The following is a 24,299-nucleotide window of genomic DNA, read 5'->3' as shown; positions in this document are numbered from 1 at the left end:
ATCCTCGCAGGTCAACGCTGCGCCGGTCGAACGGCTTTCGGCGCGCCGCGCAGGCCCTGGAACACCTCGTCACAGGCCGTCCGCAGCCGCCGTACCCCCTCCGTGATCTCCCCGGTGCCGGCGACCGCCGCGAAGCTCAGACGGAGGTGGGCGGCGGGGGGTTCGGCGCTGAAGTAGGGGCGGCCGGGGGTGAGGGCGACGCCCGCGCGCAGGCCGGCCGCGGTGAGGGCGGACTCGTCGGTCCGGTCGGGGAGCCGGAGCCAGAGGTGGTAGCCGCCGGACGGGACGTGCGGCAGGGCGAGTTCGGGCAGGTGCAGGGCGAGTGCGGCCGTCATGGCGTCGCGGCGGGCCTTCAACTCGGCCGACAGCGCACGCAGATGGCGGGGCCAGGCCGGGGAGCCGACGAGTTCCAGGGCGGCCTCCTGCAGCGGCCGGGGGACGAAGAAGCTGTCCACGACCTGGATGGCACGCAGGCGTTCCAGCACCGGGCCACGCGCGGCCAGGGCGCTCACCCGGAAGCTCGGCGAGGTCGCCTTGGTCAGAGAACCGACATGCACGACCACGCCGTCCGGGTCGTCGGCGGCCAGGGGGCGGGGCAGCGGGCCCGCGTCGGCGTGCACCAGACGCCGTACGAAGTCGTCCTCGATGACGAAGGCGCCGGCCTCGCGGGCGATGCGCAGCACCTCGGCGCGCCGGTCCGGAGCGAGGACGGCGCCGGTGGGGTTCTGGAACAGGGGCTGGCAGACGAACACCCGGGCGCCGCTGGCCCGGAAGGCGTCGGCGAGCAGTTCCGGGCGCACCCCGTCGGGGTCGACGGGCACCGGGACCGGGCGGAGTCCGGCGGCGCGGGCGAGGGCCAGCATGCCGGGGTAGGTGGGCGACTCGACCAGGACAGGGGCGCCGGGCGGGGCGAGCGCGCGCAGGGCGGTGGCCAGCGCGGACTGGCCGCCGGCCGCGATCAGCACCTCGGCCGCGGTGACGCCCCCGCCGATCCCCCGCGCGAACCACTCCCGCAGCTCCGGCAGCCCCTCCAGCGGAGGCCTCTCCCAGGCGCCCGGCCGCCGCCCGGCCCGGGCGAGTGCCGCCGCCATGGCCCGCTCGGGCTGGAGGGAGGGATGGAGATAGCCGCCGTTGAACTCCAGCACGCCGGGCGGCGGCGCGGCCAGGGAGACCGTGACCCCGGAGGCGTCCACCGTGCGCGGTACGAGCTCGGCGGCGCCGTCGGCGCTCAGCGCGACCTCCTGCCAGGAGGTGTCCCCGGCCGGGGTCTGCTGCGCGCGCGGCCGGGCCCGGAAGGCGCCGGCGCCGGGCCGGGTGACCACCAGCCCCTCGGCGGCCAGCTGGGCGAGGGCGCGCGAGACGGTCACCGGGCTCACGTGGAACCGCTCGACGAGCGCCCGACTCGACGGGAGCTTTCCACCGGGAGAGTAGCGGTCAAGGTCGTGCCGGAGCTGTTCTGCCAGATCACTGACGCTGCTACGCTGGCGCATGAGAACACAGAGTAGCGCTACTGCTCCGAGCCCGATAGCGGTCACCGCTTCCCGCGAGCGCCGCGGCCTCGGCACCGGTCTCGCCGCCCTCGGCGTCGCCTCCTTTTCCCTGACCTTCCCGGCCACCGCATGGGGTCTGCAGGGCTTCGGCCCCTGGTCGCTGGTGGCCGTGCGCAGTGCGCTTGCCGCGCTCGTCGCGGGCGGCTGCCTCCTCGCGCTGCGGGTACCGCTGCCGGAGCGCCGGCATCTGCCGGGCCTCGCCGTCGTCGCCGCCGGTGTCGTGATCGGCTTCCCCCTGCTGACGACGCTCGCCCTGCAGACCTCCACCACCGCGCACGCCGCCGTCGTGGTGGGACTGCTGCCGCTGACCACAGCCGTGTTCTCCGCGCTGCGCACCGGCAACCGCCCCTCGCGCCGGTTCTGGACGGCCGCGCTGGCGGGCGCCGCGGCCGTGGTCGCCTTCACCGTCGGGCAGAGCGGCGGCGCGCTCACGGCCGCCGACGGGTATCTGTTCGCGGCCCTGCTGGTGTGCGCGGCCGGCTACACCGAGGGCGGCCGGCTGGCCCGGATCATGCCGGGCTGGCAGGTGATCGGCTGGGCGCTCGTGCTGTGCCTGCCGCTGAGCGTGCCGGCCGCCGCGGTGGCGCTGACGTACGAGCCCGTCCGGCTCACCGCGCACGGCATCGCCGGCCTGCTGTGGGTGGCGCTGGGCTCGCAGTTCCTCGGCCTGGTCGTCTGGTACCGCGGCATGGCGGTCATCGGCATCCCCCGGGCCAGCCAGTTGCAGTTGGCTCAGCCGCTGCTCACACTGGTGTGGTCGGCGCTGCTGCTGGGCGAGCACTTCACGGCGGCCGCACCGGTGACCGCCGTCGCCGTGCTCGTGTGCATCGCCGTCACCCAGCGGTCGTGATCGTGAGGAGGGCCTGCGATATGCGCGCATCCAAGGGCGACCGGCTTGTCCAGCACGGCAGGGTGGTCGGTCAGCACGACCAGGTCTCGGAAGTCGTCGAGGTGCTGGGCCAGGAGGGCAACCCGCCCTACCGTGTCCGGTTCCAGGACGGACACGAGGCAATCATGTCCCCCGGGCCCGACTGCCAGGTCAAGCACCGGGACGAGCGGAATCAGCGAGGTGGCTTCGCCGATCGCCCGTAGTGGTCGGTGATCACGCGTGACATCGCCCCGATCGGATCGGCCGCCACGTCCGCGGCGGCGAAGAACACATGCCCGCGCACCTGCGGGTAGCCGGCGGCGAGGGTGAGGTGCCGGGACAGCTCGACCGGGTCCTGCCAGGCCGAGGGCTGCCCGGCAGCCCCGGCCCGGTACAGGGCCTCGCCGATGTACAGGTGTGTCTTCGTGCCCTTCGCGACCGCCGCCCACCATGCGACCAGCTTCGCGTAGTCGGCGGCGGCGAAGCCGATGTGCCAGTACAGCTGCGGGACGATGTAGTCGATCCAGTGGCTGCGCACCCAGGTGCGGGTGTCCGCGTACAGGTCGTCGTACGTCTGCGCGCCCGCCCGGGTGTCCGAGCCCCGCGGGTCGGTCGAGGCGTTGCGCCACACCCCGAACGGGCTGATCCCGAACCGGGTGCCGGGCCGCACCTTCCTGATGCCGGCGGCCATCCCCTTCACCAGCCTGTTGATGTTGTCCCGCCGCCAGCCGGCCCGGCTGGAGAAGTCGCCGCCGTAGCGGTCGTAGGCGTCATCGTCGTCGAAGGTCTGCCCCGCGACCGGATACGGATAGAAGTAGTCGTCGAAGTGGACGGCGTCGACCGGGTACCTGACGACCGCGTCGAGCACCGCCCGCTGGACGAAGGCCCGGACCTCGGGCAGGCCGGGGTTGTAGTAGAGCTTCCCGCCGTAGGGCACCGCCCAGTCGGGGTGCTTGCGCGCCGGGTGCGAGGCGGCGAGCCGGCCGGGGTCGGTGTGGTTCGCGATCCGGTACGGGTTGAACCAGGCGTGCAGTTCCAGGCCTCGGGCGTGGGCCTCCCGCACCGCGGTGCCCAGCGGGTCCCAGCCGGGGCTCCGGCCCTGGGTTCCGGTCAGGTACTCGGACCAGGGCTCGTACGGCGACGGCCACAGCGCGTCGGCGGTGGGCCGTACCTGGAAGATCACCGTGTTGAGCCGGTCCCGGGCCGCCCTGTCGAGATGGGCGATCAGCTCCTTGCGTTGCGCGTGGGCCGGGAGTCCGGGCCGGGACGGCCAGTCCCGGTTGGACACCGTGGCGAGCCACACGCCCCGCATCTCGGCGGCGGCCCGGGGCCGGCGATCCGCCGCCACCGCCGGGCCCGGCGCCATGGCCAGCGCCGACAGCGCCGCCGTGGTGAAGGCCCGCCGCGAGAGTTGCCGCATCCGCGCACCCCATACGCTCCGGATCCGCTCCGTCACGGATCGTTCCGCGCCCCAGGATGCCCCCACCCCGCCGATCGATCATCGATACTTGACGGTAACGTGCTCGATCGGAGCAGGCGCCGAAACCCGGAGTCCTGCCAGCGAGCCGGAGAACCAGCGAAGGGGACGATGTGACGGGCATCCCAGCGGGAGACATTGCGCGCGTCGGAGTCGTGGGCTGCGGCCAGATGGGCGCGGGCATCGCCGAGGTGTGCGCCCGCGCAGGACTGGACGTGAAGGTCGCCGAGACCACCGGCGAGGCCCTGGAGATCGGCCGTACCCGGCTGTTCAGCTCCCTGGCCAAGGCCGCCGAGCGCGGCAAGATCACCGAAGAGGAGCGGGACGCCACGCAGGCGCGGCTCACCTTCACCACCGACCTCGGCGAGTTCGCGGACCGCGACCTGGTGATCGAGGCCGTGGTGGAGAGCGAGCCGGTGAAGACGGAGATCTTCCAGGTCCTCGACCAGGTGGTGACCCGCCCGGACGCGATCCTGGCCTCCAACACCTCCTCGATCCCGCTGGTGAAGCTGGCGGTGGCCACCTCCCGCCCGGACCACGTGGTGGGCATCCACTTCTTCAACCCGGCCCCGGTGCAGCAGCTGGTCGAGCTGATCCCGGCGCTCACCACCTCCGAGGGCACCCTCAGCCGCGCCCAGGTCTTCGCCGAGAAGGTGCTCGGCAAGCACGCCATCCGCGCCCAGGACCGCTCCGGCTTCGTGGTCAACGCACTGCTCGTGCCCTATCTGCTCTCCGCGATCCGGATGTTCGAGTCGGGCATCGCGAGCCGCGAGGACATCGACAACGGCATGGAGATGGGCTGCGCCCACCCGATGGGCCCGCTGAAGCTGTCCGACCTGATCGGCCTGGACACCATCGTCTCCATCGCGAACAGCATGTACGCCGAGTACAAGGAGCCGCTGTACGCCGCTCCCCCGCTGCTGCAGCGCATGGTCGAGGCGGGCCGGCTGGGGCGGAAGACCGGCTCGGGCTTCTACACGTACTAGCGAGTGCGGCGACGCCGCCAAGTGGCGCTGTTCCAGAGCGAGTTCACCTGGGCCGGCGCCCATGGCGGCGTTGCCGTCGCGGGTTCTCACTGCGCCCGCCAGGTCCTCATCCGCGCATCCTCGCCCTGCCCATGTGGACTGCACGGGGACACGGCCTTGTGAGCGGCTTCGACCGACACCAAATGGGCTCTGACCTGGGGCTTTGTGTCTTTCGAAGCTGTCAGGGTCTTTCCCGCTTACTCAGCGGAAAATCCCTGGAAGTCCCTGGGACAGAGCTGAAAGTCCCTGAAAAGTCCCTGGTTCGGAGCAACCTGTCGAGCGCTTGCGGGCCCCGCACGGGCGTCCCGGGCGACTGGATTCGAACCCAGGACCTGGGCATTACGAGGGCCCGCAAGATCATCCCGGGTAGTGCTGGACGGTGCCACTAAATCCCATTGCGCGCAGCCAGCGGCCACGAACGTCACCGACAAGCCCTCGTTCGTCGACGCCGCGCACCCGGCGAACTGGCCGTACGAGGAGAAGGTGATGGGCTGGGCCACCGAGTCCATCGATACCGGCTACTCCTACGACACCGACGGGAACCAGGACCGCCAGGGCGCCTCCGGCTACTCCACGGCGGGCTTCCGCCCCGCGTGGTGGGACACCGAGAAGGACCGGATCATGGTCAAGCCGCCACTGGAAACGTTCTGCTCCACCAGCGCCAACGCCTGCGACACCGCCTCCCCGCCGCAGTGCGAACCGCAGCACCTGGGCTCCTCCTGCGACATCCCGCACTGGTGGCACCAGCAGAACGCGACCTGGAAATCGGACTGCTCCACCAGCTGCGGCCACGAGAGCCTGAAGTACGACGCCCTGCGCGCCGAACCCGGGCGCGGCTACAACCTCCTGCACGGCCAAACCCAGTGCTCGGGCGGCCTGCCCTCCGGCGCACAGATCGTCACCACTGTCCCCAACGGCACCCCCACCTACTCCGACTGCGGGAACGTCAGCGGTGACGACGGCGCCTTCTTCTTCTCCTTCCAGCCGGACGCCGACAGCTACTACGAGGCCCGCATGGACCTTCAGCAGATCGGCGGCGGCTGGGGCGGGCACTTCTGGTACGCCCACACCCGGGCCGACAGCGCCGGGGTCTCCGGCGTGGGCCTGTCCTCCGGCGTCGACGGTGTCACCGGACCGATGTCCATCGTCGGCTCCTGGAAACTGTTCAGCGCACCTCCGCCGAGCCTGCCTCATCCTTCTTCTCGCTTCGGGCCTCAGTCTGCGATCGTGTCAGTGGGGCTTGACCGCAGGGTGATCCTGCCGGGCAGTACCGTCGCGATGAGGGCCAGCGTCGCGGCTGCCGCCACGATCGTCAGATAGATCACGGGGGACATGGCCGGAGCCGCCTCACCTGCCATGCCGATGCTGAAGGACGTGAGCGTGGCCAACGAGATCCCCGTGCCGAGCACGATCGCGGTGAGTGCCACGGTCAAGGCCTCCAGGCGGAGCATCCGCAGGACCTGCCGCCGGGTCATGCCGGCCAGGCGCAGGAGGGCGAACTCGCGTGACCGGTCGGCGGTGGACATGGCCAGGGTGTTGACTGAGGCGATGGCGGTGAAGGCCACGATGAGCCCCATGGCCACGTAGTTGACCTCGGCGTTCTCCTTGTGGGTCGTCGCCTGACGGTCCGCCATACGTCCGCTGCCGGTGACCACCGCGCCGGGGAAGTCCCTCACGACCCCTGCCAGTTGCTCCCGTACCGTGTCCCGCTTGGCACCACCGCCGACCGCGACGAGCACGGAGTCGCTGAGCGGATTGTCGATGTGACCGGCCACGAGATCATGTGCCATGGTCAGGTCTCCGAAGCCGAGACCCCGCTTGTACACCGCGACGACGCTCACGGTGGCGGGAGTGCCGTCGCCCAACACCAGTTTCATCGTGTCGCCGGGCTGAAGGCCCTTGCTGTTGGCGACCACATCACTGACGGCGACCGCGTGGCCGCCGAGCCGGTCCAATGAGCCCTCGGTGACCTTCAGGTCCATGGTCGAGGCAAGGCCGCGGGGGGTTACGCCCTGGACGGAGTACTTGTCCAGGCCTGGCGTGCGGACGGACGTGTGGACGATCTCGGTCACGGCCATCACGCCGGGCAGGCCCCGTATCCGGTCGGCTACGGCGCCGGGCACGCCGGGACCTGTGGAGTCGACCACCCAATCCGCTGTGACACCGTCGCGGACCTGATGCTCGGCCGCATTGCCCAGGGTGGTCTGGACGAAGATGATGGTGGACGCCATGCCGACCAGGAGGGTGAGTGGCGTGATCACGGCCGCCAGCCGCTTGGCGTTGGCGCGAGCGTTGTGCGCCGCGAGGTACCCGGCGACCCTGGACAGCCGCAGCGGAACACCCAGCACGGCCAGTGCGCCCTTGGCCGTCAGCGGGCCGAGCAGCGCGAGCCCGATCGAGATCACGAGGACCACGAGGTAGGTCACCGGCATCGAGGTCGGTTCCGTGTGCAGTGCGGCCAGGACCACGAGCAGGACGACCCCGCCGACCAGTGCGATTCCCCCGGCCACGAGCCGCCCCCAGGGCAGGCGGTCGCCCTCGATGGCGGCTTCGGACATCGCCTCGGCCGGACGGATCCGGGAGATGCGGCGCGCCGAGATACGCGCCGCCGCCCACGCCGCGAACAGTGTCGCGGCCATCGCCGCGAACACCGGGAAGGGGCTGCGGACGAGCTTGAGGGTCTCCGGGATCGTCCCGAAGTCCACGAACTTTCCGTGCAGCCAGGACGCCAGCGGCAGACCGGCCGCCGCGCCGAGCAGACCGGCGCCGAAGCCGACGCACACCGCCTCCCGGCCGATCAGCCGGCGCACCTGCTTGGGGGTTGCCGCCACGGCCCGCAACAGGGCGATCTCCTGGCGGCGTTGCTGGATGGACAGGGCGAACGTGCCGGACACGACCAGGACCGCCACGAGCAGCCCGATGGCGCCGATCGCGCCTCCCATGCTGATCAGCTTGACCCGGGCCTTGGCCGCCCCGAGGAACTCCACCCGGCCGCGGTCACCGCCGGTGGACACCTGTTCGTGGGACGACTCACCGAGGGCCGTCCGCACCGCCTTGGCCAACTCCCCGGTGCTCACACCCTCCTTGGGCAGCACGCCGATCACGGCTTCCTGGCCAGGGTGGCCGGCCAGCCGCCGGGCCTCGTCCGAGGAGAAGAAGACCGCGGCCTGTTCCTTCAGATCGCCGTTGGGGGTGGTGGCGATCCCCGTCACCGTGTAGGTCGAAGGCGAGCCGGTGGCCTGAACGGTCACCTTGTCGCCGGGGGCCAGACCCGCACGGGAGGCCAGTCCCCGGTCGATGACGATCTCATGGTCGGTCCGCGGAGGCGTCCCCTTGTCGATGCGGAACGGTGTCAGCTGGGCAGACGCCCATGCGTGCCCCGACGACTCCTTGCCGTCCGGGCCGCCGAAGATCCTGCCGTTCGGTCCGACCACGTACGCGGGGAAGTCGAGTTCCGGCACGACCGCCCGCACCCCGGGGGCTGTCTCGATCCGCTCTCGGGCGGCCGAGGGCAGCCACACCCTCTCGTCGAGCGGCTTGGCCTTGTCCTTGGTCTTGCCCTTCTTCTTCGTGACGTGGTGGACGTTCTGGTCTGCCGCCACGATGACCGGCGTGCCGGAGTACCGTTCGGTACCGATCTCGCCGCGCAGTCCGGTCTCCAGCAGACCACCGCAGGCGGTCACCAGAGCCGCGGCGCACATCAGCGCCAGGAATGCCCCGATGAACCCCGCCTTGCGGGCCTTCAGGGACTGCAGTGCGTAACGCAGCATCAGGCCCACGCTCCGAGGTGCGTCATACGGTCGGCGACGCGGTCGGCGGACGGCGACTGCATCCGGTCGGCGATGCGGCCGTCCGCGAGGAAGAGCACCGTGTCCGCGTAGGACGCCGCGACCGGATCATGGGTGACCATCACCACCGACTGGCCGGTGGCGTCGACGCACGAACGCAGCAGGGTGAGGATGTCCCTGGCGGTGACCGTGTCCAGCGCGCCGGTCGGCTCGTCACCGAAGATGACATGAGGGCGCGTGATCAACGCACGAGCGATGGCGACCCGCTGCTGCTGGCCGCCGGAGAGCTGGGACGGCCGCGTGTTGGCCTTTCCGGTGAGACCCACCCGGGCCAGCACCTCCTCCAGCCAGCGCCTGTCGACCCGTTCACCGGACAGCCTCAGTGGCAGGATGATGTTGTCCCGGACCGTCAGTGACGACACGAGGTTGTACGCCTGGAAGACGAATCCGACGTGCTTGCGGCGCAGCTTCGTCAACTGGGTCTCGTTCATGCCGCTGAGCGCGATGCCGCCGATCCAGCAGGCGCCGGAGGTGAGGCTGTCCAGGCCCGCCGCGCAGTGCAGAAACGTGCTCTTGCCCGATCCCGACGGACCCATGACCGCGGTGAAGGTGCCGGGTGGGATGGTGACGGACACCGTGTCGAGCGCCCGGACTTCACGTCCTCTGCGGTCTGCGCTGCCGTAGATCTTGGTCACCGAATCGAGCCGGACGGCCTGGGGCGTACCGCTAAGCAACGTCTTCTCCTGACGGGTTCGGGGCCGGAAAGGCCAGGAATCGGGTGAGTACGGTCCGTGCCCCCGCCGGGGCTCCCTCGGGCCGCTTGTACCGGTTGAGGAGCGCGATGTACTCCTCGAAGAGGTCGTGCAGCTCGGTGAGGGTCACCTGGACGGTTCCGCGTGAGTAGGGGAAGGCGTCCATCCACGCCCCCAGGTCTTCGCCTTGCTGCTGGAGTTGTTCGAACAGCCGTAGATCCGCGGTGTAGGCGAGCCGGTTCATCTCGTCGACGACGACACGGGTCTGCGGATCCTGCGCGCTGCGCATCGGTAGCCGCAGGTCGCCGGAGACCGCACGCCACCAGCGCTCGCGACCGTGTCCCTTGCCCTTGTTCCCGGATACGGCGTCGGCCTGGATCTCCTCGACGAAACCGTGCCGGGCGAGTTCTCGCAGGTGGTAGCTGGTCGCGCCGGTGTTGAGATCGAGGGCACGGGCGAGGGTGGCGGACGTGGCCGGTCCGTGCATGGCCAACTGCTCCAGCATCTGCTGGCGTCTGGGATGTGCGAGAGCCTTCAGCCCGCTGAGGGAGGGGATGAACGTCATGTCCACAGATTGCTGTGCACAGACCTTTGTGCACGATCCTGCAGGCACCCCGGGCCATGGTGGGGATATCCCCACCATGGGCCGGGGCCGGCCGGCCCGGCACCGCCACAGCGGGGGGTTACCTTTCCGCCACGGTGCTCGGCTGCCGCCGCGTTGGTGGTCGCCCTGCGCGCAGGCGGGCTTGTGCCCGGTCGAGCAGGGACAGGAGAGGGCCCGTCAGGGTGGTGGTGGCGAGGGCCATCACCACCAGGGCCAGGAACATGGGCGGTGTCACCATTCCGGTGCTGTAACCGACCTGAAGAACGATCAGCTCGGTGAGTCCCCGCGTGTTCAGCAGGACACCGAGGCGTGCCGCCGTCCATCGGGACTCCCCGCCCAGGAGTGCCCCGAGAAAGCCGCCGCCGATCTTGCCCAGGGTGCCCAGTACGGTAGTGAGGATCAGCAGGGTCCACGGCGCCGAACTGAGGCTTTTGGTGAACACGGTGACACCGGTGACCACGAAGAACACCGGCACGAGTGGCCGGCCGCAGCCGGTCACAGAGGTCACGGCCGGGGTCCAGGCCGACGACGTGCCCGTGGGCATCGCAAGGCCGAAGAGCACCGAACCGAAGATCATCGACAGGCCGAGTGATTCCGATATCAGTGCCGCCGCGATGGCACCGGCACCGACCGCGGCGGCTCCCAGGCGCGGGAACCGGGTGACCCACGCCCGGGCGGGCCCGGTGTGCAGGAGAGGTCTGAGCAGCAGCATGGTCACGGCCACCGCGGCGGTGATCGTCAGCACCCGCAGCGTGCCGCTCACGCTTCCCTTGTCGAGTCCGACCGCGACGGACAGCAGGATCCAGCCCACGCCGTCGAGAATGATCGCGCAGGTGAGGGCGAGCTGTCCCGCACGTGAGGTCGTCAGGCCACGGTCCGATAAGAGGCGCGCCAGCACCGGCACCGCTGTGATCGACATGGCCACCGCGGTGAACAGCGCGAACGCGGGCAGTGGGGAGGTGCCGCGCAGCGCCGGGTCGTCGACGAGCAGCACCCAGCCGACCAGCAGTGTGCCGGCGCACAACGGGGGTACCAGCGCACCGAAGACGATCCAGGACAGCGTGCGGCGGCCGGGTCCAAAGGCTCCTGTGCGCAGTTCGTGGGTGAGACCGACCAGAAGCAGCGCGAGTCCGGCCTCGCCGAGCGTCTTCAGCGCGTGCAACACGTCGCCGGGCAGCAGCTGCCCGAATACGTCCGTGCCGACCAGTGCCTTGACGGCCGGCCCGGCGAGCAGGCCTCCGGTGATCTCGCCGATCACCTCCGGCTGCCGTAGTCGCCGGGCCGCGCCGCGGCCGAGCCGGGCCAGGGCCAGCACGGCTCCCAGGCATACGGCTACGTGGGTCAGGAACAGCGGTGCGTGTCCCGCACTCATGGAGGTTGTCCTTCACTTGGGGCACTTGCGTCGGATTCGGCAGACGGCCGCGGAGCCGGAGGGCAGCGGGCGGGCTCCTTGACCGCGGGTCCGGAACCGGTCATCCGGTCGCGAGGAAGTCGCCGTCGCCCTCCGTTCGCACGCATGGCCTGCCGGACACCCCCCAGGCCGCCTCCACGGTGCGGCCGCGGTGTCAGCGGGCCAGCAGGGTGCCGGTCCCGTTCCTGCGTGCGGCCGCGTGCACCAGCGCGGCGAGCGCGACATCATGGACGCCCATGCCGAAGGGGTTGACGACGATGCGGTCCTCGGCGCTGACGGGCCGCCTGTAGCCGCCGGAGAACAAGGTGGCGAGGTCGGCATCGACCTGCCGCCCGCCCTGGGGCGGCGCCACGTCCGGCCCGGTCACCCGGCCCGCCCGCGCGAGCCTGCCCAGCAGGCGGGTCTCGTCCTCGGCGACCAGCGGCCAGTCGTCGACCAGCAGGTGGTCGCAGCCCAGCAGCAGTTCCTCGGTCGCGTCGTCCAGCGAGACGTTCACGAACACCGCGCCCCTGGGCAGCCACTCCAGGGGAACGTACGCGGTGGTGGTCGTGGTCGCGGCGATGGTCACGTCCCCGGCGCGTACCGCGTCCCGTGGGGTGACCGCGACCTCGACGGCGGCGTCCGGCAGCGTCCGCGCCACCCGGTCGGCGAAAGCCGCCGCACGCCCGGCGTCCATGTCGTGGACAGTGACCGCGACCGGGTGGGTGCGGGCGGCGAACAGTTCCAGATGGGTGTCCGCCTGCCGACCCGCGCCGAGGAACGCCAGGTGACGGATGTCGCCGAGGTCGCGGACCCCGCGCACCGCGGCCAGCGAGACCGCGGCGGTACGCAGGGCGCTGAGCCGACCGCCCTCCATGACGCACACCGGCATGGCGGTGTCCGGGTCGAACAGGAGGATCAGCCCGTGGGCGCGGGGAAGGCCGCGGTCCGGGTTGCCCACACAGGCGTTGATGATCTTGCAGCCGTAGGAGTCACCGTGCCAGGCGGGCAGCACCAGGCTCCGCGCGCCGGTGCCGTCGGACGCCCTCCAGCGCAGGGCGGCCTCGGGGGTGATCCCGGCCTTCCCCGCGTGCACGGCGAGGAAGCTGTCCGTGACGACCTGGAGCGGGTCGATCGTCCGGCTCAGATCGGCAACCTGCGCGGCGTCCAGGTACAGCAGCTCTTCCGGGTCGGGAACGGTCATCGGTACTGCCTTCCGAGCGTCGGTTCGGGGGTGAGCGTGACCCGAAGCCCGCTGTAGCCGTGGACGAAGTTGGAGAACAGGCGCTGGGGCGCCTCCTGGAGCCGGATCTCGCTCACCCGGGTGCGCAACGCCTCGGCCATGGCGCTGACATGGGCCCGGCCCAGGAACGCGCCGAGGCAGAAGTGCGGGCCGTGTCCGAAGGCGATGTGCTTGTTCGGCGTACGCGCCAGATCGAAGGCATACGGGTCGGTGAACACGTCTTCGTCGAAGTTGGCGGAGCTGTTCCACAGGCTCACCACATCGCCCGCCCGGATCGTCCGGTCGCGTACCGGGACGTCGACGAGGGCGCGCCGGCCGAAGTGCATCGCGGGTGTCGTCCAGCGAAGCACCTCCTCGGTGGTGCTCTCGACGCTCACCTCGCCTTCCTTGAACCGGCGCCACTGCTCGGGGTGCTGGCTGAAGGCGATGAGGCCGCCGACCGACGAGAACCTGCTGGACTCGTCGCCTCCCAGGATGAGGCTGTAGCAGTTGAAGACGATCTCCTTTTCGGAGAGCGGCTCTCCGTCGATGGTGGCCGTCGCCAGAACGCTGATGACATCGTCGCCGGGGTTGCGGCGCCTACGGGCGGCGAGTTGGGAGAAGTAGAGCAGGATCTCGTTGCGCGCCAGCATCTCGTCCAGTTCACTGCTGTCGGAGCTGTGGCGGGAGAGAGTCATGGTGTTCCACTCGACCAGCTGCTCCCGGTCGGCGGTCGGGATGTCCATCAGATCGCCGATGGTGTTGATGGGGATGCGGTCGGCGACGTCCGCGACGAAGTCCAGGTCGCCGCGGTCCACCGCGTACGCGACCAGCTCGTCGGTACGTCGCCGTACGCCCTCTACGACAGGTTCGAGCACGCGCGGCGCGAACATTTTGAGCATCAGATTGCGGATCTCGCGGTGCCGGGGTCCGTCGGTGACGGCCAGCATCTGCCGGGACGCGGAGTCCTCGCCCTTGAGCAGGGTCGTCAGGACGTTGCCCTGCTCGGACGTGAACCGCTCGTTGTCCCGGTACGCGGCGACGATGTCGGCGTACTTGGACAGCACCCAGAAGCCGGGCGCCCGCCGCGTCGCGGGGTGCCAGTGCACGGGGCTGTGCTCGCGGTAGGCCCGCCACATCTGATGCGGGTCGTGATCAAGAAAGGTCTGCGGGTCGGTGAGATCCAGGGCTTCGGGATCGGCCGCCTTCGACTGCGACTGGAGGGGCATGGTGTGTTCTTCTCCGGGCGGAAGGGCCAAGACGACGTCACTTGCCGTGGAGTTTGCAGAGGTACTCGTACGTCGAGGGCAAGGTCTCCAGCAGTTCGTCTCGCCTGCGCCGGATGTCCGCGAAAACCGTCTCGGCCGACTCGACCGACGACGGCCGGTGGTGCAGTGCGGGCAGCGAGTGGTCTGGCAGCATCCCGAGCCCGGCGAACACGCAGTAGTAGTTCGCGTTGCTCCAGAAGTTGCGGAACTCGGCTTCGAAGTTGCCGTAGTAGTTGCTCTCGTCGGTGACGGGCAGGCTCACTCCCAGACCCGACTTGTATACGGCGACCTTCTCCTGGAAGTCGCTCGCGAGTTCCAGCTCCTTGCACGCCTGCCAGAACGGTGTGTCGTTGCGCGGCGCGAAGCTGAAGTGAGCTTGGATGAAGTCCCGGGTGTCGTCGAACATGGTCTCGATCTCACGGTTGAACTGGCCGATCAGGACCGGATCGAAACGCTTGTCCGGGAAGTGCTTGACCAGCTGGTAGAGCGCCGCGTAGACGAAGTAGATGCCGGTGGACTCCAGCGGTTCCAGGAAGCACGAGGAGAGGCCGATACCGACGCAGTTCTTCACCCAGGCGCGGCGGTTGCGGCCGACCCGGAACGTGATGTGGTTCAGCGGCTGCTGCTCCGGGTCCAGGTTCCACATCCGGCAGAACTCCTCCGTCGCCTCGTCCTGTGAGGAGAAGCGACTGGAGTACACATAGCCGGTCCCGAACCGCCCCAGCATGGGAATCTTCCACGTCCAGCCGGAGGACATGGCGATAGCCGAGGTGAAGGGCTCGACCCCCTCGGTCGCGTCGTCGTGCGGCACCTGCGTGGCGACGGCCCGGTCGTTCAGCAAGTGATCGCTCATGTCCAGGAACGGCTCTTTCATCACCTGGTTGATGAGCAGGCTGCGAAAGCCGGAACAGTCGACGAACAGGTCGGCCTCGATCCTGCGTCCGGCTTCTGTGCTGACCGCGACGATGTGACCGGACTGATCGATCTCCGCGCTGGTGAACCTGTCCTCGATGTGCACCGCGCCCTGCTTCTCGGTGGAGAACCGGCGCAGGAAGTCCGCTACCAGATTGGCGTCGAAATGCCAGGCGTAACTGGCCCACCTGGTCCCGTCGAGGTGGCGGGGGGACAGGTTCTGGTCGAATACCGCCGGCTGCGGGTAGCATGCGCGGTCGAAGGGCTCGTCTGTGGCGCCGCTCAGCCTCTTGTGCGTCCAGTAGTGCGACAGCGGCAGGCCGTCATGGGCCGGCAGCAGCCCGAAGAGGTGGTCGAAGTGGTCCACGTCGTTGCCGAACGGCCGCGCCGTGGCCGCACCCGTGCCGGGGGTCCGCCAGTTGACGAACCGTATGCCCATCTTGAAGCTGGCGTTGCACTCGGTCATCCACTCCTCCTCGGACAGGCCGAGGAAGTCGAAGAAGACTTTCTGGAGGTTCGGGATCGTGGCCTCGCCTACGCCGATCTTCGGAACGCCCGGCGCTTCCAGGACCGTGATCGAAACCGTCGGCCCGAGTGCTCTTCCCAGGTACGACGCGGCCATCCAGCCGGCCGTACCGCCCCCGAGTACGAGTATTTTCTTGATGCGGTTGTCATCCATGGCGGTCAGCTCTCCAAGCAGTCGGGGGGACGGGGCCCCGGTCCGGTCTTCATCTCTGTTCTTCGGTCACCGCACCGGCCGGTGCCGGCCAGCTGGCGTATCGGCGCAGCCCGTACAGAAGGGGAGTCGGTGTCAGATCGCGCGAGACGACGTTCTCGACCTCGGCGAAGACGGCGGTGTGGTCTCCGATCGGGGTGGTGCTCGACACGGCGCAGTCGGCCGTGGCGTGGGCAACGGTGCCCAGGTGCGGGCCCCTGGCCCGCACCGGAAGTTGCCAGTCGACGGCGTCGAACCGATGGGGGTCCCCGCGGCTGAAGAAGCGCGAAACCGCCTCGGCCCCGTCGTGGAGCAGATTGAGCGCGAAGCCGCCGTGCTGTCGCACAGCGGCCAGGGTCGGACTGGCACTGCGCAGGCACACGACGAGAGTGGGCGGTTCGAGTGAGACGCTGCACAGCGACGTGCAGGTCATGCCCCACGGCCGCAGATCGGCGTCGAGGGAGGCGATGATGGCGACGCCGGTGGGAAAGGCGGCCATGAAGGGACGCAGATCCACGGGCGTCTTTGCCTCGGCCGGCTGCTCGGCGGAGGCGGCTCCCGGCACGGAGGCAGGTACCAAGCGGGACATTCAGGGCTCCTCCCGTCGGTGGGATGTCATGAGGAACAGCGGCGAACGCACCGGCCGCACGACCGGGAGGGGGCCGGGCACCGTCGGCGGCTCAGCGCTCGTGCAGCCGGCACAGGTACTCGTACGTGCTGGGCAGGGTCTCCAGGAGGTGCTCCTGCCGCTTCCTGACCTCGTCGAACAGCGGCTGCGCGGTCTCGACGGACCGGGGCCGGTGCGCCAGCGACGGCAGCGGGCCGTCCGGCAGGAAGCCCAGACCCGCGAACATGCAGTAGTAGCTGCCGTTGGTCCAGAAGTTGCGGAACTCGGCTTCGAAGTTGCCGTAGTAGGTGCTCTCGTCGGTGATCGGCGGATTGACCGGCAGTCCGGCCTGATAGGCCGCGATCTTCTCCCGGATGCTGTCGGCGAGCGTCAGCTCCTTGTTGGCCTTCCAGAAGTCGGTGTCCGCCCTGGGGGCGAAGTAGAAGTGCGTCTGGACGAAGTCCCGGCAGTCGTCGAACATCACCTCGATCTCGCGGTTGAAGCCGTCGATCAGGGCATCGTTGAACGAGCGGTCCGGGAAGTGCTTGGCGAGCTGGTAGAGCGCGGCGGTGATGAAGTAGATCCCGGTCGACTCCAGCGGCTCCAGGAAACACGAGGAGAGGCCGACGCTGACGACGTTCTTCACCCAGGCGCGGCGGTTGCGGCCGACCCGGAACCTGATGTGGTTCAGCGGCTGCTGCTCCGGGTCCAGGTTCCACATCCGGCAGAACTCCTCCGTCGCCTCGTCCTGTGAGGAGAAGCGACTGGAGTACACATAGCCGGTCCCGAACCGCCCCAGCATGGGAATCTTCCACGTCCAGCCGGAGGACATGGCGATGGCCGAGGTGTACGGTTCGATGCCCTCCGACTGATCGTCGTACGGCACGGCGGTGGCCACCGCACTGTCGCAGAGCAGGTGGTCGCTCATGTCGATGAAGGGCTCCGCCATCGCCTTGTTGATCAGCAGGCCGCGGAAGCCGGAGCAGTCGATGAACAGGTCGCCGTCGATCCGCTCACCGCCCTTGGTGCGCAGTGCCTCGACGAAACCGCGCTCGTCCGTGACCACCTCCGTCATCTCGTCCGCCACGCGCCGTACTCCCAGCCGCTGAGTCGCGAGGCGGCACAGGAAGTCGGCGACCAGCTGCGCGTCGAAGTGCCAGGCGTATCGCGTGGAGGGTGTGCCGTCCGACCGGCGCGGTGACTTCTTGGCGTCCATCACCGCGGGCTCGGGGAAGCACGCGTAGTCGAAGGGCTGGTCGGTCCGGCCGTGGTGGAAGTCGTTGTACCAGTAGTGGGACAACGGCACCTGATCGTGATCCGGGAGCAGCCCGAAGGTGTGGTAGAAGCTGTCATCGCCGCCGCCGGGCAGCGGACGCGGCTCGGGCCGGCCCCTGCCGTCCGTACGCCAGTTGATGAACCGGATCCCCATCTTGAAGCTCGCGTTGCACTCGCGCATCCACTCTTCCTCGTCGACGCCGAGGAAGTCGAAGAACACCTTCTGGAGATTGGGAATGGTGGCCTCGCCGACCCCGATGCGGGGGATCGACGGCGCCTCCAGCACGGTGACGTCGGCAGTACCCTCCAGGGCCTTGCCGAGGTAGGCGGCGGTCATCCAGCCGGCGGTGCCGCCGCCGAGGATGACGACACTCCGAATGCGATTGCCGTGATTCTCCATAGGGGTTCCTCGTCTCGCTACAGCCGGCGAAAGGGGTCCGCGCCGGCCGGTGGCGGTAGTGGTGTCGGTGATGGGGTCGCCGTCCCAAATCAGCGCAGGACGGCCCCGTCGGCCTCTCGTGCGGGCCGGGAGCGGCGGTAGTCCAGGCAGGCGTAGACCCGGTGCAGCCACCGGTCGCTGCCGTCGTAGCGGGGTGTGAAGGGGGTCCGTCCGTGTACGGCGAGCCGGTTGTCGACCACCGCGAGGTCACCGGCTCGCAGGGGGTGCGCGACGGTGGTGCGCGAGAGGGCCTCGCTCAGCTCCGTCATGGCGGCCGCGGCCTGCTCGTCGAGGGGATGGGTGGCGGCGAAGTCCACTACCAGATCCGGATCTTCCGCGGCCCCGGTGAGCAGCGCGTGGTGCGGGGTGACCGTTCCCAGCCCGCCGAAGGACGGGGGCGGTTCGGTCATGAAGCGCTCCTCGGACAGGACACGGCGCGTGGCGCGCGTCAGCAGTGGCAGAGCGCGGCGGATGGACGCGGTGCACAGCCGCGCGGCCCCGGAGGGGTCCTCTCGTACGCCCAACAGGCCTACGTAGTCCGGGCGGCCGGGGTGGAAGGCGTTCTCCGAGTGCATCTCCAGCCGGACGGATCCGGCGTTGCTCTGCTGCCGTTCCCTGCCGGGCACCGGGACGACGTTCTGCACCAGGGCGCCGCCCTTCTCGTTGCGGTAGGCGATCACCTCGCCGAGCTGGAGCATGGCGAGGGTGATGACCGCGGCGGAGGTGGTGGGGGTGCGCTCGACGGAGTCGGCTTCGGTGGGAGTGGGGGGCAGGGCCGGACCGACGGGAAGGTTGCCGATCAGGAGCAGGGCGTCGGGGCCGGCGTCGTGCCGGAACGAGCGCAGTGCGGTGAGGAGTTCGCCGGGGAGGCGAGTGGACGCCGCGCGCGCCGCGTCCAGCCACTTGGCGCTGTCCAACGGCTCTCGCGTGGTTTCCACAAGTTCCCTGGCGACGGCGGCGACCTGGGCACGCTGAATGTCGTCCAGTCTCAGCGTCGTCGCGTGCAGAGGTGGAAGTATGTCGGTGTCAGCCATGATGACCTACCTCTTTTTCATCCGCATATCCGCGCTCGCATTCCGATGTGCCGTCAGGTTGCCGCGCCCGGCTATAAAGCATCTATAACTGATGCGGAATCACCGCTGCCGTAGAAAATGTATAGAACCGCTGTGCACACTCCGCTGAGCAGCCCCACCACGCACCCACCCAGCGGGAGAGACGCATGGCAACCTCCGAGACGGCGAGGCTCCTGGACGAGGAACGCCGACGTATCAAGGAACTGGTTTGCGGCATTCTGGAGCTGAATCCCGAAGACCTCACCGATGACAGCCTCTTCAAGGCCGAGCACGGTGCGGATTCGCTGGGCCTGCTGGAGGTCCAGGCCGGCCTGGAGCAGGAGTACGGCATCTCGCTGGAACACCTGGAACTGGTCGACATGACGAACCTTGAGGCGCTCTACGTGGCCGTGGCCACGGCCCGGGGACCGGTCGAGCAGTGATGCGCACCGCGCGAGAACCCCGGCGTCGAGTGGTGATCACCGGCATGGGGGTCATCAGCTGCATCGGCACCGGAGTCGACGCGTTCGCCGAGGGCCTGAGGGCCGGCCGCAGCGGCGCCAAGCCGATCACGGCCTTCGACACCTCGGGCTTCGCCCACTCCATCGGCTGTGAGATCACCGACGCGGAGCCCGCCGACTGGTTGCGCACCCTGCCCGCCGACGAACTCGGGCGGGCGGCGCGGTTCGCCGCGGCCGCGAGCCGTATGGCGGTAGCCGACGCCGGACTCACCGAGGAGGACGTGCAGGCCCGTCGCGCGCTGGTCGCCGTGGGGACCAGCGACGGCGAGAGCAGGGACCTGGACCACTTGGTCGCCGCCCAGATCGCCGGGGGTACCGGCAGCATGGATCCGACGGTGGCCCGCAGGGTCGGCCTGAGCCGTCTGTCTGTGGGAGTGGCGCGCGAACTCGGCCTGGAGGACGTGGAGGCTGTCACGGTGCCGACGGCCTGCGCCGCCGGAAACTACGCCATCGGAGCCGGTTACGACGGCATCAGCGCGGGTGATGTGGAGATGGCGCTGTGCGGTGGCACGGACGCCGTCTGCCGCAAGACCTTCACGGGGTTCTACCGGCTGCGCACCATCGCGCCACAGGTGTGCCGTCCCTTCGACCTCCACCGTGAGGGGATGCTGGTCGGTGAGGGCTCGGGCGTGCTGCTGATGGAGAGCCTGGAGTCCGCGCTGGCGCGCGGAGCGCACGTGTACGCGGAGGTCCTGGGCTACGGGCTCTCCTGCGACGCCCGCCACCCCGTGGCCCCGGACCGCGACAGCATCGCCCGCAGCATCCGGGCCGCCCACCGGCAGGCCGGCATCACCGCGGCGGATGTGGACCTCATCTCGGCGCACGGCACGGGGACCCGGGCCAACGACGCGACCGAAGTCAGTGCGATCCGCGAGGTGTTCGGCGAGGACATGCCGCGGACCGTGTCCATCAAATCGATGATCGGCCACGCCATGGGCGCCGCCAGCGCGCTGGCGGCGGTCGCGTGCGCCATCGCCCTGCGGCAGGGCTTCATCCCGCCCACCATCAACCACGTCGAGACCGACCCGGAATGTGCCGTGGACTGCGTGCCCAACAAGGCCGTCGAGGCGGACCTGAGAGTCGCGGAGAACCACGGGCTCGCGTTCGGCGGCAACAACGCCGTCCTCGTCCTCGCCCGATACGACGAGCGGGACAGGCCGGCGCTCACGCGCACGGCTCTCGCGGACGACTGAGGAGCAGCAATGGCTGACACCCTGGGCGGATGGGTCATCTCCGAGATGGCTGTGGCCTCGCCGTACGGGCTCGGGGAGGAGGCGTTCGCCGAAGGCATCCTCGCCGGACGGCGGGCACCGGCTCCCCTCGACGCCGGTGACTGGCCGGTCCCGTACACCGAGGCGGGGCTGATTCCCGGGTTCGACGTGGTGAAAGCGCTCGGTCCCAAGGGCACCCGTTCCATGGACCGGCTCACCGGCATCGTCGTCGCGACCACGGGGCTGCTGCTGGAAAGGTGCGGCACCGCGGTCGCGGATGCCGCGGAGGAGACCGGGCTGGTGCTGGGAACCCCGGGGAGTGTCCAGAGCGTCATGGCCTTCACCCACGACGCCCTCTCCGGGGAACGGCCCTACAACGTCAATCCGGCCCATTTCCCCAACACCGTGCTGAACCACCCCGCCGGACGCAGTGCCATCTGGCACGGCCTCAAAGGCCCGAACGTGAGCGTCTCCGGTGGTGCCGCGAGCGGACTGCACGCCCTCAACTACGCGTCCCGGCTGCTGCGCGGGAGCCATGCCGGCACGGTGATGTGCGGCGCTGCGGAGGAGTTCTCCGTGCAGCGGGCCCGCCTGGAGCACGTGCTCACCGAGGGCACGGGCGCGCCACTCGGTGAGGGTGCCGCGTTCTTCCTCCTGGAGTCCGTCCGCAGCGCGCAGCGCGGCGGACGCACTCCCCGGGCAGAACTGCTCGGCTGCCGGTTCCGCGTCTTCACCCGGCCTGAGCTGGCCGGCAAGGCACTGGTCACCTGCGTCACCGACCTGCTCCGGGAGACGGGCACGGACGCCGGGGAGATCGGCGCGGTCGCGCCGACGGGGGCACCCGGATTCCTGGGAGAGCAGGAGGCGGCAGCCCTGGAGGAGGTCCTGGGCCGAAGAGGCACCGACGGGCGGGCCCGCCTGGAGCTGCACGACCTGCTCGGTGGCACCGGAGCGGCCTCGGCGGCCCTCCAGTTCGCCGGGCTGCTCACTCTCGCCGCCCATGCGCCGTGGGGCACCCGACGCCTGGCGCTGGTGACGGCCGTCGACGGGGAGGGCAGCGCCGCCTGCGCTCTGTTCCGGTCGGCCACGGCAGACGGGAACGGTCTGCGATGACCTCGAAGACACCGCCCATGCCCCTTTCCGCGGTCCAGGAAGCCCTGTGGGCCGCGTACCGGATCGCACCGCGCAGTTCGGCCTACAACACCGTGCTGCGGCTGCGCGTGCGCGGGCGCGTCCACATCGATCTCCTTCAGCGGGCGGTCCGGGCCGTGCAGGAACGTCACGAGCAGCTGCGCTCGCTGTTCACCGAGGTCGAGGGCCGGCCCTGCCGGATCCCGCTGGAGGAGCCCCCGGAGTGCTTCGCGCTGCAGGACCTCACCGGGGCCGGCGAAGGGGAGTTGCTCGCCGCGTCCCAGCAGGCCTGCCTGGCGCCGTTCCGGCTGGAGGCCTCGGGGCCGCTGCGCGTCGTGCTGGTGCGCCGCGGTCCGCAGGACGGCGTCCTGGTGATCGCGGTCCACCACATCGTCAACGACTTCGTCTCACGCGCTCTGATCGTGCGTGACCTCCTCGGGGCCTACACCGACCTGGCCGCGGGCGCGGATCCGCAGCTGCCGCCCCCGACGGCCTCCTACGCCGACCACGTCGAACAGGAACGCCGCTACGTGGTGTCCGCCGCCGGGCAGGAGACGGCTGCCCGGTGGGGCCGGCTCCTCGCCGGCGCGGTCCCGGCGGAGTTCCCCCTGGACCGTCCGCGGCCCGCGGTGCGTTCCTACGAGGGCGACACGGTGCAGCGACACCTGCCCGCCGACCTCGTGTCCTCGCTGACGCGCCGCGCCGAATCCGTGGGGGTGACGCCCTTCGCGTTCGTGCTGGCCGCCTTCCAGGCGCTGTTCCACCGCTGGACGGGACAGGACGACTTCCTGGTGGGTGTCCCCGCCACCACGCGGGTCGGCCGCCGCTTCAGTGAGGTCGTGGGCTGCTTCACCAACACCGTGCCCGTGCGGGCGAGATGCCACCCGGGTCTCACGTTCGACGACCTGGCGGTGGCGGCCGGCCGTGAGGTGCTGCGCGGGCTGAGGGACGGACGTTATCCCAGCGCTCTGCTGAGCCTTCCCACCGGTGCCGGACGGGACGCGGGGCGGGCGCCCCTGTACCACATGGCGTTGTTCATGGTGGACCTGGAGAAGATGTACAGGTCGGTGCCGCGCCCCCCGGAAGGTTCCCTGGAGGGGCCTTCGGCCCACTACGCGGGGCTTCGGGTCGCCATGATCGACACACCGCAACAGGAAGGGCAGATGGATCTCATGATCCGTCTGGAGCGGGGCAGGACGACGATATCCGCGGCGTACTCCTACAGCACGGATGTTTTCGACCGAGGGTCCGTCGAACGCTTCGCGGACGGATTCGAGCGGATTCTGCGCGCGGTTGTCCGGACCCCGGGGATGCCCGTGGCCGAGATTCCGCTGACGGGCGCGGACGACCTGGCGGAGCTGCTGGAGCTGGGCATCAGCGACGGGCATCCGATGTGAAAGGGGGGAGTATGGCGGTGACGGGACTCAGAGGAATCCTTTCAGCCGTGGGCAATACACCACTGGTCGAGCTGGAAAGGCTGCTGGACGGATATCCACTTCGGGTATTCGCCAAGATTGAGCGTGGCAACCCTGGTGGCAGTGTCAAGGACCGCTCCGCACTCGGCATGCTCATGCACGCCATTCAGGCGGGTGAACTCATACCCGGAAAGTCCACGGTCATCGAGTCGAGTTCCGGGAACCTGGCCATCGGAATAGCCCAGATCTGCCGCTACTTCGGCATCCGGTTCATCTGTGTCGTGGACGCGCGGACCACCGAGCAGAATCTGGCGATCCTGCGCGCGTACCAGGCCGAGATCGAGATCGTCACCGAACCGGACCCCGTCTCGGGTGAGTACCTGCCGCAGCGGCTGCGCCGGGTCGAGGAGCTGATGGGTACGGTGCCGTCCGCGTACCGGCCCGATCAGTACGCCAACCCGGCCAACCGGCGGGCGCACCTGGAGACCATGCGGGAGATCGACCAGGCCCTGGACGGCGCCGTCGACTATGTCTTCTGCGCGGTCGGCACGGCCGGGACCCTGGGTGGGTGTGCCGACTACGTGCGGTACCACTCCCTGCCCACCACGGTCGTGGCGGTGGACGCCGTCGGAAGCGTGCTGTTCGACTCCCCGGTCAGATGCCAGCGCCTCATCCCCGGGCACGGTGCCTCGGTCGTGCCGGCCCTGCTCGCGGTTTCGGACGCCGACCGGGTGGTCCACGTCGACGACCTGGGAGCGGTGGTGGGCTGCCGCCGGCTGATGCAGCGTGAAGCCGTGCTCGCGGGCGGGTCATCGGGAGCCGTCGCCACGGCGCTGGAGAAGATCGCCCCCGACATCCCGGCAGGCTCCACGTGCGTCCTGGTGCTGCCGGACGGCGGCGATCGCTATCTGGACACCGTGTACTCCGACACCTGGGTACGCAGCCACTTCGGTGACGTCGCGCACCTGTGGCAGGACTTCGACCCCGCGAACCCGTGGCCCCGGGAAACCGTCCGCTGCTGATCGCCGCTCAGCTGTACCGGACCGCAGAACCTCACACCGACTCAGGAGTCAACTC

Annotated in this window: 21 protein-coding genes; 9 read left to right on the top strand and 12 right to left on the bottom strand. The window is 69.8% G+C overall.

Annotated elements, in window-relative coordinates:
* Nucleotides 1-11 precede the first annotated feature (11 nt).
* Nucleotides 12-1,490: an aminotransferase-like domain-containing protein gene (locus ACWCQS_RS42155; protein ID WP_451009423.1), complete on the bottom strand. Its 1,479-nt coding sequence runs from the start codon at nucleotides 1,488-1,490 to the stop codon at nucleotides 12-14.
* Between ACWCQS_RS42155 and ACWCQS_RS42150 the strand changes: the two genes are divergently transcribed.
* Both ACWCQS_RS42150 and ACWCQS_RS42145 read left to right on the top strand, forming a co-directional pair.
* On the top strand, nucleotides 1,489-2,400 hold the full coding sequence (locus ACWCQS_RS42150; protein WP_451009422.1) for a DMT family transporter: 912 nt from the start codon (nucleotides 1,489-1,491) through the stop codon (nucleotides 2,398-2,400). The two genes, ACWCQS_RS42155 and ACWCQS_RS42150, sit on opposite strands and share 2 nt — an antisense overlap.
* 20 nt (nucleotides 2,401-2,420) lie before the next feature.
* Nucleotides 2,421-2,642, top strand: coding sequence for a DUF1918 domain-containing protein (locus ACWCQS_RS42145; RefSeq protein ID WP_450982462.1), 222 nt, complete (start codon nucleotides 2,421-2,423; stop codon nucleotides 2,640-2,642).
* Here the strand turns inward: ACWCQS_RS42145 and ACWCQS_RS42140 are convergent.
* A complete protein-coding gene (locus ACWCQS_RS42140; protein ID WP_451009421.1) occupies nucleotides 2,612-3,838 on the bottom strand; it encodes a glycoside hydrolase family 10 protein in 1,227 nt (408 codons plus the stop codon). The genes ACWCQS_RS42145 and ACWCQS_RS42140 overlap by 31 nt on opposite strands.
* A 170-nt stretch (nucleotides 3,839-4,008) precedes the next feature.
* Here ACWCQS_RS42140 and ACWCQS_RS42135 point away from each other — a divergent pair, with 170 nt between their 5' ends.
* Both ACWCQS_RS42135 and ACWCQS_RS42130 read left to right on the top strand, forming a co-directional pair.
* Nucleotides 4,009-4,881 carry a 3-hydroxybutyryl-CoA dehydrogenase gene (locus ACWCQS_RS42135; protein WP_451009420.1) on the top strand — a complete coding sequence of 291 codons (873 nt, stop codon included), beginning with the start codon at nucleotides 4,009-4,011 and terminating at the stop codon, nucleotides 4,879-4,881.
* Nucleotides 4,882-5,289: 408 nt separating this feature from the next.
* Nucleotides 5,290-6,240: a hypothetical protein gene (locus ACWCQS_RS42130; RefSeq protein WP_451009419.1), complete on the top strand. Its 951-nt coding sequence runs from the start codon at nucleotides 5,290-5,292 to the stop codon at nucleotides 6,238-6,240.
* On the opposite strand, the gene ACWCQS_RS42125 is transcribed toward ACWCQS_RS42130, so the two are convergent.
* The 10 genes from ACWCQS_RS42125 to ACWCQS_RS42080 all read right to left on the bottom strand — a co-directional run bounded on the left by ACWCQS_RS42125 (nucleotide 6,135) and on the right by ACWCQS_RS42080 (nucleotide 18,926).
* Nucleotides 6,135-8,690, bottom strand: coding sequence for an ABC transporter permease (locus tag ACWCQS_RS42125; RefSeq protein WP_451009418.1), 2,556 nt, complete (start codon nucleotides 8,688-8,690; stop codon nucleotides 6,135-6,137). The two genes, ACWCQS_RS42130 and ACWCQS_RS42125, sit on opposite strands and share 106 nt — an antisense overlap.
* Complete coding sequence (locus ACWCQS_RS42120; protein WP_451009417.1) at nucleotides 8,690-9,442, bottom strand: ABC transporter ATP-binding protein; 753 nt, start codon at nucleotides 9,440-9,442, stop codon at nucleotides 8,690-8,692. The genes ACWCQS_RS42125 and ACWCQS_RS42120 overlap by 1 nt, the downstream gene beginning before the upstream one ends.
* The gene (locus tag ACWCQS_RS42115) at nucleotides 9,435-10,025 is read right to left on the bottom strand and encodes an ArsR/SmtB family transcription factor (protein WP_451009416.1); all 591 of its coding nucleotides are present in this window, start codon (nucleotides 10,023-10,025) and stop codon (nucleotides 9,435-9,437) included. The genes ACWCQS_RS42120 and ACWCQS_RS42115 overlap by 8 nt, the downstream gene beginning before the upstream one ends.
* Nucleotides 10,026-10,143: 118 nt before the next feature.
* The gene (locus ACWCQS_RS42110) at nucleotides 10,144-11,436 is read right to left on the bottom strand and encodes a cation:proton antiporter (protein ID WP_451009415.1); all 1,293 of its coding nucleotides are present in this window, start codon (nucleotides 11,434-11,436) and stop codon (nucleotides 10,144-10,146) included.
* Nucleotides 11,437-11,629: 193 nt separating this feature from the next.
* Entirely contained in the window at nucleotides 11,630-12,658 is a 1,029-nt protein-coding gene (locus ACWCQS_RS42105) for an ornithine cyclodeaminase (protein WP_451009414.1), read from the bottom strand.
* Complete coding sequence (locus ACWCQS_RS42100; RefSeq protein WP_451009413.1) at nucleotides 12,655-13,905, bottom strand: cytochrome P450; 1,251 nt, start codon at nucleotides 13,903-13,905, stop codon at nucleotides 12,655-12,657. Before ACWCQS_RS42100 ends, ACWCQS_RS42105 begins: the two co-directional genes overlap by 4 nt.
* A 37-nt stretch (nucleotides 13,906-13,942) precedes the next feature.
* On the bottom strand, nucleotides 13,943-15,535 hold the full coding sequence (locus ACWCQS_RS42095; RefSeq protein ID WP_451009412.1) for a tryptophan halogenase family protein: 1,593 nt from the start codon (nucleotides 15,533-15,535) through the stop codon (nucleotides 13,943-13,945).
* Nucleotides 15,536-15,584: 49 nt separating this feature from the next.
* Nucleotides 15,585-16,160 carry a flavin reductase family protein gene (locus ACWCQS_RS42090; protein ID WP_451009411.1) on the bottom strand — a complete coding sequence of 192 codons (576 nt, stop codon included), beginning with the start codon at nucleotides 16,158-16,160 and terminating at the stop codon, nucleotides 15,585-15,587.
* A 91-nt stretch (nucleotides 16,161-16,251) separates the two neighbouring features.
* On the bottom strand, nucleotides 16,252-17,853 hold the full coding sequence (locus ACWCQS_RS42085) for a tryptophan halogenase family protein (protein ID WP_451009410.1): 1,602 nt from the start codon (nucleotides 17,851-17,853) through the stop codon (nucleotides 16,252-16,254).
* Nucleotides 17,854-17,942: 89 nt separating this feature from the next.
* Entirely contained in the window at nucleotides 17,943-18,926 is a 984-nt protein-coding gene (locus ACWCQS_RS42080) for a TauD/TfdA family dioxygenase (RefSeq protein ID WP_451009409.1), read from the bottom strand.
* A 185-nt stretch (nucleotides 18,927-19,111) separates the two neighbouring features.
* Between ACWCQS_RS42080 and ACWCQS_RS42075 the strand changes: the two genes are divergently transcribed.
* Genes ACWCQS_RS42075 through sbnA form a run of 5 tightly spaced genes read left to right on the top strand, consistent with a single transcriptional unit; the run spans nucleotide 19,112 to nucleotide 24,244 of the window.
* The gene (locus ACWCQS_RS42075) at nucleotides 19,112-19,387 is read left to right on the top strand and encodes an acyl carrier protein (protein ID WP_451009408.1); all 276 of its coding nucleotides are present in this window, start codon (nucleotides 19,112-19,114) and stop codon (nucleotides 19,385-19,387) included.
* Entirely contained in the window at nucleotides 19,387-20,658 is a 1,272-nt protein-coding gene (locus tag ACWCQS_RS42070) for a beta-ketoacyl-[acyl-carrier-protein] synthase family protein (RefSeq protein ID WP_451009407.1), read from the top strand. The genes ACWCQS_RS42075 and ACWCQS_RS42070 overlap by 1 nt, the downstream gene beginning before the upstream one ends.
* 9 nt (nucleotides 20,659-20,667) lie before the next feature.
* On the top strand, nucleotides 20,668-21,789 hold the full coding sequence (locus tag ACWCQS_RS42065; protein WP_451009406.1) for a beta-ketoacyl synthase N-terminal-like domain-containing protein: 1,122 nt from the start codon (nucleotides 20,668-20,670) through the stop codon (nucleotides 21,787-21,789).
* On the top strand, nucleotides 21,786-23,204 hold the full coding sequence (locus ACWCQS_RS42060; RefSeq protein WP_451009405.1) for a condensation domain-containing protein: 1,419 nt from the start codon (nucleotides 21,786-21,788) through the stop codon (nucleotides 23,202-23,204). Before ACWCQS_RS42065 ends, ACWCQS_RS42060 begins: the two co-directional genes overlap by 4 nt.
* Before the next feature lie 11 nt (nucleotides 23,205-23,215).
* Nucleotides 23,216-24,244 (top strand): 2,3-diaminopropionate biosynthesis protein SbnA, encoded by a 1,029-nt coding sequence (gene sbnA, locus ACWCQS_RS42055; protein WP_451009404.1) that lies wholly within the window; start codon nucleotides 23,216-23,218, stop codon nucleotides 24,242-24,244.
* Nucleotides 24,245-24,299 lie beyond the last annotated feature (55 nt).

The sequence above is a fragment of the Streptomyces sp. NPDC002076 genome (genome assembly GCF_053593835.1).
This window is presented reverse-complemented; position numbering and strand designations above follow the sequence as displayed.

Excerpts from the sequence above, each read along its gene's own strand:
- ACWCQS_RS42150 (WP_451009422.1), top strand. The coding sequence starts at position 1,489 with ATGAGAACACAGAGTAGCGCTACTGCTCCGAGCCCGATAGCGGTCACC.
- ACWCQS_RS42155 (WP_451009423.1), bottom strand. The coding sequence starts at position 1,490 with ATGCGCCAGCGTAGCAGCGTCAGTGATCTGGCAGAACAGCTCCGGCAC.
- ACWCQS_RS42145 (WP_450982462.1), top strand. The coding sequence starts at position 2,421 with ATGCGCGCATCCAAGGGCGACCGGCTTGTCCAGCACGGCAGGGTGGTC.
- ACWCQS_RS42140 (WP_451009421.1), bottom strand. The coding sequence starts at position 3,838 with ATGCGGCAACTCTCGCGGCGGGCCTTCACCACGGCGGCGCTGTCGGCG.
- ACWCQS_RS42125 (WP_451009418.1), bottom strand. The coding sequence starts at position 8,690 with ATGCTGCGTTACGCACTGCAGTCCCTGAAGGCCCGCAAGGCGGGGTTC.
- ACWCQS_RS42115 (WP_451009416.1), bottom strand. The coding sequence starts at position 10,025 with ATGACGTTCATCCCCTCCCTCAGCGGGCTGAAGGCTCTCGCACATCCC.
- ACWCQS_RS42110 (WP_451009415.1), bottom strand. The coding sequence starts at position 11,436 with ATGAGTGCGGGACACGCACCGCTGTTCCTGACCCACGTAGCCGTATGC.
- ACWCQS_RS42105 (WP_451009414.1), bottom strand. The coding sequence starts at position 12,658 with ATGACCGTTCCCGACCCGGAAGAGCTGCTGTACCTGGACGCCGCGCAG.
- ACWCQS_RS42100 (WP_451009413.1), bottom strand. The coding sequence starts at position 13,905 with ATGCCCCTCCAGTCGCAGTCGAAGGCGGCCGATCCCGAAGCCCTGGAT.
- ACWCQS_RS42095 (WP_451009412.1), bottom strand. The coding sequence starts at position 15,535 with ATGGATGACAACCGCATCAAGAAAATACTCGTACTCGGGGGCGGTACG.
- ACWCQS_RS42090 (WP_451009411.1), bottom strand. The coding sequence starts at position 16,160 with ATGTCCCGCTTGGTACCTGCCTCCGTGCCGGGAGCCGCCTCCGCCGAG.
- ACWCQS_RS42085 (WP_451009410.1), bottom strand. The coding sequence starts at position 17,853 with ATGGAGAATCACGGCAATCGCATTCGGAGTGTCGTCATCCTCGGCGGC.
- ACWCQS_RS42080 (WP_451009409.1), bottom strand. The coding sequence starts at position 18,926 with ATGGCTGACACCGACATACTTCCACCTCTGCACGCGACGACGCTGAGA.
- ACWCQS_RS42075 (WP_451009408.1), top strand. The coding sequence starts at position 19,112 with ATGGCAACCTCCGAGACGGCGAGGCTCCTGGACGAGGAACGCCGACGT.
- ACWCQS_RS42070 (WP_451009407.1), top strand. The coding sequence starts at position 19,387 with ATGCGCACCGCGCGAGAACCCCGGCGTCGAGTGGTGATCACCGGCATG.
- ACWCQS_RS42065 (WP_451009406.1), top strand. The coding sequence starts at position 20,668 with ATGGCTGACACCCTGGGCGGATGGGTCATCTCCGAGATGGCTGTGGCC.
- ACWCQS_RS42060 (WP_451009405.1), top strand. The coding sequence starts at position 21,786 with ATGACCTCGAAGACACCGCCCATGCCCCTTTCCGCGGTCCAGGAAGCC.
- sbnA (WP_451009404.1), top strand. The coding sequence starts at position 23,216 with ATGGCGGTGACGGGACTCAGAGGAATCCTTTCAGCCGTGGGCAATACA.